Annotated in this window: 14 protein-coding genes; 10 read left to right on the plus strand and 4 right to left on the minus strand. The window is 33.9% G+C overall.

The annotated features are described in order from the left end of the window. Window positions 1-276 (plus strand): phosphoribosylaminoimidazolesuccinocarboxamide synthase (locus ACIPNH_RS05505; RefSeq protein WP_400772146.1); only part of this gene is annotated, 276 nt, incomplete at its 5' end. Here the strand turns inward: ACIPNH_RS05505 and purM are convergent. Continuing rightward, on the minus strand, window positions 273-1,310 hold the full coding sequence (gene purM / locus ACIPNH_RS05510) for a phosphoribosylformylglycinamidine cyclo-ligase (protein WP_400772148.1): 1,038 nt from the start codon (window positions 1,308-1,310) through the stop codon (window positions 273-275). The genes ACIPNH_RS05505 and purM overlap by 4 nt on opposite strands. 133 nt (window positions 1,311-1,443) lie before the next feature. Here purM and ACIPNH_RS05515 point away from each other — a divergent pair, with 133 nt between their 5' ends. Continuing rightward, the gene (locus tag ACIPNH_RS05515; protein WP_006280049.1) at window positions 1,444-1,737 is read left to right on the plus strand and encodes a hypothetical protein; all 294 of its coding nucleotides are present in this window, start codon (window positions 1,444-1,446) and stop codon (window positions 1,735-1,737) included. Between the two features lie 14 nt (window positions 1,738-1,751). Continuing rightward, complete coding sequence (locus tag ACIPNH_RS05520) at window positions 1,752-2,096, plus strand: hypothetical protein (protein ID WP_233395610.1); 345 nt, start codon at window positions 1,752-1,754, stop codon at window positions 2,094-2,096. A gap of 66 nt (window positions 2,097-2,162) precedes the next feature. On the opposite strand, the gene ACIPNH_RS05525 is transcribed toward ACIPNH_RS05520, so the two are convergent. Further along, on the minus strand, window positions 2,163-2,981 hold the full coding sequence (locus ACIPNH_RS05525) for a transporter associated domain-containing protein (protein WP_007549273.1): 819 nt from the start codon (window positions 2,979-2,981) through the stop codon (window positions 2,163-2,165). Window positions 2,982-3,383: 402 nt separating this feature from the next. Here ACIPNH_RS05525 and hemE point away from each other — a divergent pair, with 402 nt between their 5' ends. Further along, window positions 3,384-4,400, plus strand: coding sequence for a uroporphyrinogen decarboxylase (gene hemE, locus ACIPNH_RS05530; RefSeq protein WP_012673335.1), 1,017 nt, complete (start codon window positions 3,384-3,386; stop codon window positions 4,398-4,400). Between the two features lie 68 nt (window positions 4,401-4,468). After that, complete coding sequence (locus tag ACIPNH_RS05535; protein ID WP_010082012.1) at window positions 4,469-5,662, plus strand: pyridoxal phosphate-dependent aminotransferase; 1,194 nt, start codon at window positions 4,469-4,471, stop codon at window positions 5,660-5,662. A 45-nt stretch (window positions 5,663-5,707) separates the two neighbouring features. On the opposite strand, the gene ACIPNH_RS05540 is transcribed toward ACIPNH_RS05535, so the two are convergent. Continuing rightward, a complete protein-coding gene (locus ACIPNH_RS05540; RefSeq protein ID WP_006280043.1) occupies window positions 5,708-6,196 on the minus strand; it encodes a hypothetical protein in 489 nt (162 codons plus the stop codon). 488 nt (window positions 6,197-6,684) lie between these two features. On the opposite strand from ACIPNH_RS05540, the gene ACIPNH_RS05545 reads away from it, so the two are divergent. From ACIPNH_RS05545 to ACIPNH_RS05565, 5 genes are all read left to right on the plus strand, one after another. After that, complete coding sequence (locus ACIPNH_RS05545; RefSeq protein WP_174515889.1) at window positions 6,685-7,899, plus strand: MFS transporter; 1,215 nt, start codon at window positions 6,685-6,687, stop codon at window positions 7,897-7,899. A gap of 75 nt (window positions 7,900-7,974) precedes the next feature. Next, window positions 7,975-9,204: an MFS transporter gene (locus ACIPNH_RS05550; protein ID WP_400772151.1), complete on the plus strand. Its 1,230-nt coding sequence runs from the start codon at window positions 7,975-7,977 to the stop codon at window positions 9,202-9,204. Window positions 9,205-9,339: 135 nt separating this feature from the next. Continuing rightward, a complete protein-coding gene (locus ACIPNH_RS05555) occupies window positions 9,340-10,560 on the plus strand; it encodes an MFS transporter (RefSeq protein ID WP_400772153.1) in 1,221 nt (406 codons plus the stop codon). A gap of 40 nt (window positions 10,561-10,600) precedes the next feature. After that, a complete protein-coding gene (gene glyA, locus ACIPNH_RS05560; protein ID WP_264723937.1) occupies window positions 10,601-11,878 on the plus strand; it encodes a serine hydroxymethyltransferase in 1,278 nt (425 codons plus the stop codon). Between the two features lie 466 nt (window positions 11,879-12,344). Further along, the gene (locus tag ACIPNH_RS05565) at window positions 12,345-12,479 is read left to right on the plus strand and encodes a hypothetical protein (RefSeq protein ID WP_400772155.1); all 135 of its coding nucleotides are present in this window, start codon (window positions 12,345-12,347) and stop codon (window positions 12,477-12,479) included. 174 nt (window positions 12,480-12,653) lie between these two features. Here ACIPNH_RS05565 and ACIPNH_RS05570 read toward each other — a convergent pair. Continuing rightward, the coding region (locus tag ACIPNH_RS05570; RefSeq protein WP_400772157.1) for a collagen-like triple helix repeat-containing protein at window positions 12,654-13,450 on the minus strand (797 nt) is incomplete at its 5' end.

Genomic DNA, 13,450 nt, shown 5'->3' on the forward strand with positions numbered 1-13,450 from the left:
GAAGTTAAAACTACAACTTTAAAAATCAACGAAATATTAGTTCACCTATTTTCAAATGCAAGTATATATTTAGTTGATCTCAAGTTAGAATTTGGCAGATTAATAAATGACAGTACTAAAATCGTTTTAGCTGATGAAATTAGCCCTGATAACTGCAGATTATGGGATAAAAATACTTATAAAAAGCTAGACAAAGATGTCTTTCGTTTGAATTTAGGAGATTTAAAGGAAGCATACCTAGAAGTTGCAAAAAGACTGTCAGTAAAGTTAGGTTAACTAAATACTACTCTATCAAGTGGAGGGTTACATGCCTCATCAAGTTTTCCAATAATTTCAATTTTTTCTCCACGTTTTTGGAAATGATTTTTCATGTTTTGCATATTCTCAGAACTTACGATCAATACCATACCAATACCACAATTAAATGTTTTTAGCATTTCTTTCTTCTCTATTTTACCCTCCTTTGTTAGCCATAAAAATATATCTGGCCATTTCCAGGAATTAATGTCTATGTTTGCAAATAAGTTTTTTGGAAGAATTCGCGGAATATTGTCTACCAAACCACCACCCGTGATGTGCGCAATACCTTTTACTTGTGACATGATAGGCAGCAAAGAATCAACATATATTTTTGTTGGTTCAAGTAGTATTTCACTCCAAGATTTATTATTCCATAGAGATGTATCGTTATAATTTATACCTAAGCTTTTGAAAACATGGCGCACTAAAGAAAACCCATTTGAGTGAATTCCACTTGACTCTAAGCCAACTATATAATCACCTGCTTTCATCATACTACAGTTTGGAAGAATTTGCTTTCGATCAACTACACCAACCACAAACCCTGCAAGGTCATAGTGATTATTACCATACATTCCAGGCATTTCTGCAGTTTCCCCACCAACCAATGCTATTTTAGCTTGCTTGCACCCCTCTGCAATGCCCTTAACCACAGATAATAAAACATCTTTGGTCAAAACGCCTGTTGCAAAGTAATCAAGGAAAAACAAAGGCGTTGCTCCTTGTGCAAGTAAGTCATTTACACACATTGCAACTAAATCTATACCTATAGTATCATGTTTATTCACTTCTTGAGCTATCAACAGTTTCGTACCTACTCCATCAGTTGAGGAAACGAGTACTGGATGGTCATACTTCTTACTTAGTGCAGCAAAATCAAATAACGCAGAAAATGAACCTATTTCGCTGATTACTTCTTCTCTAGTAGTTTCTTGAGCAATAGGCTTGACTTCTTTTATTAACTTATTATATAGTTCAATATCTATTCCTGATCTGGTATAAGTATTCATAATCCTTTTATAAATTTTAAAATTGTTAATACTATATTAATGCCTTGATATAAAAAGTGCAACGAAACTTTCTCTTAATTGACTATTATATACTTACCAATATAGGGTAACTTAAATCATTTATAATTATCCAATGAACGAAAATACCAAAAACATACTGTTAATAACGGAACTGCTATCAGGACGGCTGCTTCATGACTTTGCTAACTCTATGAATGGAATAACGTTTGGCGTAGAAGAGCTTGAAGTAATAGATAAGAATGATGCTGATGCGCAGAAGGAAGCGTTGTTGTTTCTTAAAGAAAGCTCTGATGATTTAATATATAAACATAAAGTTATGAAGCAGGCATATTCTTCTTCAATGGATAATTATAGCTTTGATAAGACCAAATCTAATATCGAAAATTATTTATTAAAAAAAAAGTAAAGCTTACGTGGAAAATAGACGCATACTCTGCAAAAAATAAGGAAGATTTAATTGAAAAGATAAATAAGATAATTTCTAATATGGTGCTAACTATAGCCAGTGCAGTGGCGGAAGTTGAACTAGTATCTGTTTTACTGAGTCAAACAGAAGATAAAATGCTATTAACTATAAAAATTTTAAATGAACACAAACCAATAAGCAAATCATTAGTAGACAAATTAATCAAAAAAAATGACACTAATTTAAATACAAAAGATATTAATATCTATATGACCTCTTTATTATTAGAGTACTATAACACTGAAATGCATTATACTTGCGAAAATAATTTGCTGGAAATAGGTTTAACTATAACTTGAGTTGCATATTTGGTTATTACAACTTTTTCTTCGTGTCAAGGCATTCCCCGACAAGGGGTACCAAATCTAATTTTTGTAATCACTTAAGTCTAGTACTATTTTATTAATGTAGCGCTCATTTGCATCTTTGATGATAAACTTCATACCATTTTTATATTTAATGACTTCATCTACAGAAGGTACTTTACCAGCAATCGAAAGAATCAAACCACCAAGTGTAACATAGTCTTCTTCAGGGTCACGTAATTCTATTTTTAGATCCTCTTCTATATCTTTTATAAGAGCCCTTGCTGATACTTCAAACTTATTTTGAGACAATTCAGTAATGGTATATTCTGAATTTATTTCGTTTTCACTATCAATGTTTGGTATTAGTTCCTCTATAAGATCAGTCATTGAAATTAAACCATCAGTTCCACCATATTCATCCAATACGATAGCTAAGCATGATTTAGAAGAGTTCATCCTAACAAAAAGATTAGTTGTCTTCATCGAGGGTGGAACAAATATTACGCTTTGTATAATATGTTTCAGATTAAAATTTTTATCCCTATTAAAAATAACATCTTTTACATAAAAAAAGCCTATTACGTTATCAAAGTTATTTTTATAAATTGGTATTTTAGTGTGGCAAGTGTTTTTTATCTTCTTTATTATTTCACGCTCGCTTGACTCAATGTCTACTGCGCATATCTCTGTACGTGGAGTCATTATATCCATTATACCACAATCGCGGAATTTTAATAGACCATTAAATATATTAAGGTCTGGCAGATCTTTCATTAATGCCTCAGTTGCACACTTTTTCAACACAGAAGCTTTTTTGAAAAGGAAGAGAAAAATTCTATATGCTATTTTTTCTACTAAGGTTCTTTTTTTACTCAATTTATTCCCTGTAATGGCAAAAACGTTTTCAGATTAGATTTATCAAGAAAACTGTTATTAAATGTTTAATAAGCATGTGAATAATGTCAAATTAATTTGTAAATTATTTGTTGATATAAAATACCAACAATTGATCAACAACTTTTTCAACAACATATACATAGTTGTGTAACAATGCATGATGGTAAAGTATTTTCCATAAAAGAAAATTACTAACACTCTAAACACCTTACTTATACACATAAATCATAACAGAAAATCAATAATATACGAAAGTTACTCATATATTTATCCACAAGTTGAACAACGCCAATTTTTACTGAATTTTAAGTTAGTAACAAGTTATTGATAGAACTATTATTATTACTATACTTTAATATACAAAAGAATAAATAGAATAGATTGGAAAGCGGCAAAACAACAATAGCGAAAATTATTAAGAGAAATGAGCCGGGTGGAAGAGTACCTATCTGGCTAATGCGTCAGGCTGGCAGGTCTCTTCCTGAGTACCGCAAAGCAGTAGAAAATATGAATAATTTTATGGAGATATGCTACAACACAGATTTAGTGACAGAATTGACGTTACAGCCGGTGACAAGATTTGACATGGATGCGGCGATAATTTTTTCAGACATTTTAATAATAGCTGATGTTTTGGGTTGTGACGTGAATTTCGTACGCGGTGTAGGTCCAATAATAAAACCCGTGGAAAGTCCTAAGGAATTGAAGGGTCCACAAGAAATTGAAACTAAAACCTTACCAATTCTAAACGCTATAAAAAAAGTCAGAAGCCAATTACCAAAAGAAAAATCTCTCATAGGATTTGCTGGTGGACCATGGACAGTAGCCTCATATATCATAGAAGGTGGGAGCAGCAAAACTTTTTCCAAAGTATTAAATTTTTATCCTTCGTGTTTGAAGGAAATAATTGAACGAATAACGGAAGTAACGATTATTTATCTAATTAAACAGATAGAATTTGGAGCAGATGTTATTCAGCTATTTGACAGTAATGCTGGTGCGTTGTCGGAACCATTGTTTAAAGAATATGTTATCGAACCAACAAAGAGAATTATCTTGGCAATAAAGGATAGATTTTCTGATTTTCCAATAATAGGTTTTCCAAGGTCTGCTGGAAATCTTTATAAAGATTACTGCGAACAAACAGGTGTATCTGCAGTAAGTATAGATTATAATGTTCCAATAAAATGGGCGAAAGCGAATCTAAACATCCCTCTACAAGGAAACCTTGATCCTAATCTTTTAGCCTATAATAAAACGGAAGCAATCAAAGAAGCAAAACGTATAATAGATTGCTTTAGAGATTTACCCTTCATATTTAATCTCGGACATGGAGTACTCCCTGATACTCCAGTTGAAAATATTGCTGCGTTGGTAAACCTGGTAAAAAGCTACTAATACAATACACAAAATTCTAGCTTTTTTGTTGTACGGGGTTTATCATTTGAATTTAGCTTCAGTAAGATATGTCAGACCTTGCAAAAAGAATGTCCCTAATAAAACCATCACCTACGATTGCTGTAACTGATAAGGCAAATAAGTTGAAAAATGAAGGAAAAAAGATCTGTGTTTTAGCTGCAGGAGAACCGGATTTTGATACTCCAGATCATATAAAAAAAGCAGCTATTCAAGCAATAAGTGAAGGTAAGACTAAATATACTGCTGTTGATGGAACGCGTGAGCTGAAAGAAGCAATAATTAATAAGTTAAGAAAGGATAATAACCTCGAGTACACGCTTAACCAAATCTGTGTTGGTACAGGTGCTAAGCAGGTGTTATTCAATTTGTTCATGGCAACAATTAACTCTGGAGATGAAGTTATTATTCCAGCTCCTTATTGGGTTTCATATGTTGATATGGTAAGTCTTTTTGGCGGCTTGCCAGTTGTAGTAGAATGCAAACAAAATTTTAAACTGACAGCGGAATTATTGAAAAGCAGGATAACTAAAAAAACTAAATGGTTAATTCTTAACTCACCGAACAACCCTGCAGGAGCTGTGTACACATGTGATGAATTGAAAGACATAGCACAAATATTGCTTGAATATCCACATATGAATGTCGTTACAGATGATATTTATGAGCATATAATATACGACGAAAAGTTTTTTACTATCGCTCAGGTTGAGCCGAAGCTTTATGATAGAGTTTTTGTAGTCAATGGAGTATCAAAAGCCTATGCAATGACAGGCTGGAGAATAGGGTATATTGCAGGTAGAAGTGATGTGGTAAAAGCTATCTCTACGCTGCAGTCTCAAAGCACTTCTAATCCAAATTCGATAGCACAAGCAGCAGCAGCAGCAGCATTAAACGGTGATCATAGTTTTTTGAAAGAAAGAACAAGGATTTTTAAGAGTCGTAGAGATTTTATGGTGAAAGAGCTAAATTCTGCCCCGGGATTATCAGCGTCTGTTCCACAAGGTGCGTTTTATTTATTTGTCTCATGTGAAGGATTGCTCAGTAAAAGCACAAAAAGTGGTAAGATAATAAATAATGATTTAGATTTTACTGAATACTTACTGGGAGATCATTTGGTTGCTGTGGTTCCAGGAATTGCATTTGGTCTAGAAAATTTTATCAGAATTTCTTATGCAACCTCTCAGGAACAATTAGAAATTGGATGTGATAGTATTACTAAAGCGTGCCAGGAGTTAAAATGAAATAGACTATCCATAAGTTGTATATTTTGCCATACTTCGCCAAGGTTATTTTGAATGTTCTAACTTGTGTTTTTCTATGGAAGGCATTTTTATTGATTGAGCAAGTGTCTTTCTAATATTGAATTCCTCATTTTTTTCATTTTGTTGCAGTAAGTTAATGTTATTTATTTTATTTACTAAATCTTTCCCCTTTTCCAGAGTCTTTAAATCACTTTCGTTAATGTGATGTTCATTGTAAAATTCTGCAACAATTTCTTTTCTTTTCGGATAGGTATTTAAAAATTCCGACACCTGATGTTTAGCAACAGCTTGAATAAATTTCTTATTAAATCTTGAATCGTTATATAGATCTTCTAAATTTTCATCGTAGTGTTTTGCTTCATTTACAGCAAGCTTTATTATCTCTTCTATACCACTTAGAAGTTTCCTATACAATTTGTCGTATCTATTGCCTAGCACGTGTGTAGCGAATGTTTGTTCAATGTATTTTGTTATGTAATTTTGCAGCGTATTATCTATCGTGCTTATATTCATCAGCCTGCTTTAATATTATATTAACTATTTTACACATAAAAAGGTTAATATTGAATTAATAGAATACTTCTGAAGTCAAATTTTACTGAAAATTATGGTATTTAAGATATAATTGTCAGCATGAAATAAAAACATAAATAAAATGGATCTTGTAACAAAAGTGAAGCTCAAGATAAAGATGAATAAGGGTAAAATCATAAATATACTTATCATTTGTGGTGTAATTTTTTTCATATACCTTATTCATGAGCCAGTTGTAGATATGGTAGAAAAAATTATAAGTAAAATAAAAGGTCTCTTTTAAAAATAGAAAAAGTGAACTTTTTCCATCATCCAAACTTGAACCTGGAAAATTTAGTTAATGCATAAACTACTTATGTTGGCTATGAGTTCAACTGTATAAAATTCCGGTAAATTAAAATAAGTATTCATAAAAATATTGTTTTCTATAAACAGAGTATCTATAATGCTAGCTTTGGGGTAAAGTATTGCAGAGGAATTTTTTAATCTGGTTGTTGGCGTCACTGTTTTATGCATACCAATATATATTACGCGTAATTCCAAATATTATAATTCCTGAATTGGTAGTAAGGTTTAATATAGGAACAACAGAAATAGGACAATTTTGTGGACTGTATTATGTAGGTTATGTGTTAGCACATATTCCTGTAGGTATTCTTTTAGATAGATTTGGTTCTAAAGTTGTTATACCGATTTGTATTGCATTAACATCTTTAGGTGCTTTACCTTTAGTCAGTTCTAATGATTGGAGTTATTCTATTATTGGAAGAATAATTACTGGTATTGGATCCTCTGCTTCAGTACTTGGACTCTTTAAAATAATAAGAATCTATTACCATAGAGAAAAATTTGCCATGATGTTCAGCATATCGGTTATTATTGGCATTTCAGGTGGTGTATTTGCCACCAAACCATTACATGTCTTACTTGATAAGTTTGGGTGGGATTATTTATTTACTGTGTGTATAATGCTTGGATTATTGCTTGCTTTAACTACCTTTATATCTATACCTAAAGTTGGCACCTCAGACGAAGAATTAAATATTAAAAATTTAAGCAAAGTTATATTTAATAAAGATATTTTATTGATAGGTTTGTTTGGCGGTTTTATGGTTGGACCATTAGAAGGCTTTGCAGATGCGTGGTCCGCAACATTCTTGCATGAGATGTACGCTATAGATAGACACATTGCATATAGCATTTCAAAATGGATACTAATAGGCTTTGGCTTTGGGCATTTATTACTTCCTTACATATTAGCAAAAAATCCAACCAAGCACTATGAAATAATAATTTCTTGTGCTATGGCCATGATAATTGTGTTCTTATTACTTTTTATATGCAATATTAGTGAACTCCTGGCATGTATATTACTATTCATTATTGGTCTTGCTTCTGCATACCAAATTGTTTTTACTGCTAAAGTTGTAAGTTGTGTAAAAAACGAAGCAGTAGCAAGTGCAGGATCTGTAGGTAATTCCATAGTTATGAGTTTTGGTTATTTTTTTCACGTCATTATTGCAAATATAATGAATTTTTATTGGAACGGTGAAATTATCGATGGAAAGCCATTTTATGGAACTGATGTAATGGTTAAGTCTATGTTAATAATACCTATATGCCTACTAATAGGAATGATAGGCTTTTGGTTACTTAAAGTTATAAGCTGTAAAAAGAGCTAAGCAGATTTAGATGATTAATATAGTATTGTTTTTTATAACTAAAGTATCTATAATCCTAAATTTTAGCTGAGATTCATGTTGCAGAGGAATTTTTTAATCTGGTTGTTGACGTCACTGTTTTATGCATACCAATATATATTACGCGTAATTCCAAACATAATTGTGCCTGAATTAATAACAAAATTTAACATAAGTATTGCAGATGTTGGCCAGTTTGGTGGGTTATACTATGTAGGCTATACGCTAGCTCATATACCTATTGGTCTTTTCCTTGATAGATTTGGACCAAAGTTTGTTTTACCTGCTTGTACCGTTTTGACATTTACCGGAACACTACCGCTTATATGCTTTGATGAGTGGAGTTATTCAATAATTGGAAGAATAATTGTGGGAATTGGGTCATCCGCTTCGGCAATTGGAATCTTTAAAGTTGCAAGCATGTATTTTGCGCAAGAAAAATCACCAAGAATGGCCAGCTTATCTATAATTATAGGAATTTTGGGAGGGATATGTGGCGGGTTACCTTTAGACTTCTTACTTGATAAATTTGGCTGGAATTATGTTATCTATACATTCTCAGCATTTGGGTGTTTACTTGCTCTGTTGCTGTTCTTAGTAACGCCTGAAAGCAATGCTCAACAGGAAAAAGTTAGCATTAGAGACTTAAAAAACATACTTTTCAACAAGCATATTATTCTAATTAGCTTTTTTGGTGGACTCATGGTCGGTCCAATGCAAGGTTTTGCCGATGGTTGGGTGAAAGCATTCTTTTTTGAAGTATATAAAATGAATGAAGACTTGGCATCTTCTCTCTCTTCCGTAATATTGATAGGAATGTTAACAGGATCATTCTCTTTGGCTTATTTATTGGAAAAATATAAAAATAAGCATTATGAAGTAATAATTGCATGCTCATTTGCAATGATCGCTAGTTTTCTTTTGCTTTTTACTCAGAGTGGTGGCTTGTATGTTGTATTACCTACGCTTTTTATTATTGGCTTCACATCTGGATATCAGGTGGTTACCATTTACAAAGCGATAAGTTATGTAAATAATAACTTAGTAGGCCTGGCTACAGCTGTGTCAAACATGATAGTTATGGTTTTTGGCTATTTTTTTCACACTGGGATCGCAAAAATAGTAGATTTGTGTTGGGATAGAACAATAATACAAGGAAATCCTGTGTATGGTGCTGAATTGCTGATAAAAGCAACATCAGTTATTCCTGTATGTTTGCTGGTGGCTGTTTTTGGGCTCTTATGGTTAAAAAATAAAGATTTTAGAGAAGTTGATTGTAATAAGTAGATAATTTATCGAAGGCTCGTATGATAAAATCGTTAGATGTACTAATTTAAGGCTCTTGTTATTATGAAATATAATACTTTATTTTACTTTGATATTTTTGTTTTAATTGTAATAGGGTTTTATTAGGTGGTAGGTATGTCGAAAAGTAATTTTTTTGTATGGTTGATAGTATCTCTTTTCTATGCATACCAGTATGTGTTACGTGTCATGCCAAACATAATTGCGCCTGTATTAATAACAAAATTTAATATAAGCATTGCAGATTTAGGGCAATTTAATGGTCTCTACTATGTGGGATTTACACTAGTTCATATCCCTGTTGGTCTTTGTTTTGATAGATTCGGTCCAAAAATTGTTTTACCTATTTGTGCTGTCTTGGTATCTATTGGAACATTACCTCTTGTGTGCTTTGATGAGTGGTATTATTCAGTATTAGGTAGAATAATTGTTGGGATTGGCTCGTCTGCGTCAGCAATAGGAGTATTTAAAGTTGCCAGTATGTATTTTTCGCGAGAAAAATCAGCAAAAATGGCAAGCATATCTGTTATTATAGGGCTATTAGGGGCAATATATGGTGGTCTACCAATAGAACTTTTGCTTGATGAGTTTGGTTGGAATTACGTAATTTATATTCTTTCAGGGTTTGGTTTCTTACTCGCTTTATCTTTATTTTTAGTTATTCCTTACAATGCTTACGACTTTCGAAAAGAAAAAATTAGCATGAAGGATCTAAAAACTGTGCTTTTCAATAAATATATCATTCTAATTAGTTTTTTTGGTGGCTTAATGGTAGGTCCACTAGAAGGTTTTGCTGATGCTTGGACAAAAGCTTTTTTATGTGAGGTATATCAAATGGCCGGTGATCTAGCGTCTTCAATTTCTTCTGTTATATATGTAGGATTTGCAGCTGGATTGCGCTCTTTTGCTCACATATTAGAAAAATACCCAAATAGACATTATGAAGTTATTATTGTCTGTTCCTTTGCAATGATTGCTAGTTTCCTTTTACTTTTTACACGGGCTGGCGGATTGTATATTGTATTGCCTGCACTTCTTGTTATAGGTTTCGCTTCTGGATATCAAATAGTAACACTGTACAAAGCATTAAGTTATGTAAATAATAACTTAATAGGATTAACTACAGCTGTATCAAATATGATAGTTATGGTTTTTGGCTACCTCTTTCACACTGGAATTGCGAAGGTAATAGGTTCTTATTGGGATAAAGCGATTATACATGGAAGTCCTATTTATAGTGCTGAATTGCTGATAAAAGCAACATCTATTATTCCTGTATGTTTGCTGGTGGCTGTTTTTGGGCTCTTATGGTTAAAAAAGCAGGACAAGCAGTCTTAAAATTGCTTGTGCATCTTAAAATTAAAGCGAGGTTTGATCTATGATGAGTGTTTTAAAAAAAATCTGTGGCTCTAAAAATAGTTTAAAGTCTTTTGATAACGAGGTTTATCAGTCTATAGAAAAAGAATTGCAACGCCAAAGATCACAACTGCAACTAATTGCATCAGAAAATTTTGCAAGCAAAGCGGTAATGGAGGCACAAGGCTCTTTTCTGACTAATAAATACGCAGAAGGTTATCCAGGTAAAAGATATTACTGTGGTTGTGAGCATGTGGACAAAATTGAAAGTCTGGCTATAGAGAGACTTTGTAAGTTGTTTGGTGTAAAATTTGCAAATGTTCAGCCTCACTCTGGTTCTCAGGCAAATCAAGCAGTGTTTGCTTCACTGCTTACTCCAGGTGATACAATACTTGGATTGTCACTGAATTGCGGTGGGCATCTAACTCACGGTGCGGCGCCAAGCCTTTCTGGTAAATGGTTTAAGTCGATTCAATATACAGTGAATAAAGACACTTACTTGCTGGATATGGATGAGATAGAAAAGCTGGCGCTGGAGCATAAACCAAAATTGATCATAGCTGGTGCTTCTGCTTATCCGAGAAAAATGGACTTCAAGCGCTTTCGCGAAATTGCAGATAAAGTTGGTGCTTATTTGCTTGCAGACATTGCCCACTATGCGGGGCTTGTTGCAGCAAGTGAATATCCATCCCCTGCTGAATATGCACATGTTATGACTTCCACGACTCACAAAACTTTGCGTGGTCCTCGTGGTGGAATAGTGATGACCAATGATGAAGCATTACACAAAAAAATTCAATCTGCAGTTTTTCCAGGATTGCAGGGCGGGCCACTTATGCATGTGATAGCTGCAAAAGCTGTTGCATTTAAAGAAGCATTGGCGCCAGAATTTAAAACTTATAGCAAGAAAGTCGTGGAAAATGCGAAAGTACTAGCTCAAGAATTGCAAAAGCATGGACTCGACATTATAACCGGTGGCACTGACTCTCATATAGTGCTAGTTGACTTAAGATCGCAGAAATTAACTGGAAAAGACGTTGTAGATAGCCTTGAGAGGGCTGGCATTACCTGCAATAAAAACTCTGTGCCATTTGACACAGAAAAGCCAACCATCACCTCAGGGCTCCGTTTTGGCACCGCTGCTGAGACAACACGCGGACTTGAGGCAGAAAATTTTAAAGAAATAGCTGGTCTAATGAATGAAGTAATTCAAGGATTAATCAGCGGAAATAGCCCTGATATTGAAAGAACGGTGAAAACTAAAGTTGAAAAGATTTGTAGTAATTTTCCTATTTATTAATTTATGTGGTGTCATCCAAGTAGCTGGTAGAAACGAAAAAACTTACTTGACACCCTTCGCCAGCCCTCTTATCATGAAACTGAAGGTATTCATTTATCTTCAATCTGTGCAGATTAAACGACAACAGTATTACGTAATTGGCGTCTTATTTTTAATTTTTTGCACTATGCGCACCCTACGTCTTCACAACATTTCTGGGTTTTTACCTATATAAGCTGAAACGCGCTTATAAAGCGTTTAAGACAGTATAGCACGCCAATTTGCAGGATTAGAGAGTGACAACTAGCTAATACGGGATTTCTTTTGCCTTTTTTTCTGCTTAGTAAATTTCTTAAACATTTAAACTAAGATGAGTTGCATTTAAAAGCAGCTAAATTGCAGTGTTTAAGACTTAAAAAACGCCAATACTGAAAATAGACAATGACTAGGGCTTCTTTTGCCTTTTTTTCGTTTGGTAAATTTCTTAATGTTTGTAGCTAACATGAACAAACATTTGAGAGTAACTTCTACTAGTAGGGTGTCATCCCAGTGCTTGACACTGCTCTCCTTTGTCATCCCAGTGCCCAGACACTGGGATCCAGGAATTTTATTAAGTTGGTAAGCATAAAAGTAGCCGTTTTATGTTAAAATACAACATTTTAATGATTATGAAAAGGCTGGATTCCAGCGTCACGCGCTGGAATGACATTGTAGGGTGTTATCCGAGTCCTTTTTCCGTCATCAGAGGACCATATGACGTCATCCAAGTAGCGTGACTACTTGGATCTAAGCTGTATTACCAAGTCCAATTAAGTGCAGCATCATCACTTGTTGGAGGCTCAAAATACGGTTGTGACATTTCCTCTTGCACAGCTCTTTTAAATTCTGGACTTTGTATGCTTATCTTTGTTACATGCTCTTGTAAGGCTTTCTCAGCAGCTATTTCAGCAGCTATTGGACTTTTACCATCTGCTCCTGTCTCCCCTGTCTCTCCTTGTGGGCCTTGAGCTCCATCTTTACCATCTGCTCCTTTAGGACCAGTGGCTCCTGTCTCCCCTTTTAGCCCTTTACCTCCTAAGAACACCTTTGCTGTTTGATCATTTTTGTCACCATACGCTGTGTCAGTAGCATCAAGAAATCCTCCTAATTTATCCACTAAAATTGATTTGTCGCCGTCTTTTGCATCAAATATAGCATTCACGACATCTTTCGCTGCAGCTTTTGTTTTAAGCTCTGTAGCTTTAACAAAAGCAGTCTCTGCAGCAGTTTTAGTGTAAACTTCATCGGCTGGAGCAGCTTTAATATATACCTTATTTGTAAAATCAGGAGAAGCAGTTATAGCATCCACAACAGGCTGTTTTACTACTTCTGTTTTTAGCGTATCTGTAAGTCCTAAAGTTTTAACAAATGCATCATCCACACCTTTTTTGGTATAGATACCATTATCATCATCACCTTTTGCTAATTGTGGTATTAAAGCATCCACAACAGCTTTTTCTGCAACTTTTGTTCCAAGATCTGCAGTTTTAAGAAACGTGTCATCAACACCTTTTTTAGTATAGATACCATTATCATCATCACCTTTTGCTAATT

The organism is Wolbachia endosymbiont of Drosophila barbarae (assembly GCF_044752445.1).
Taxonomy (GTDB): Bacteria; Pseudomonadota; Alphaproteobacteria; order Rickettsiales; family Anaplasmataceae; genus Wolbachia; species Wolbachia pipientis.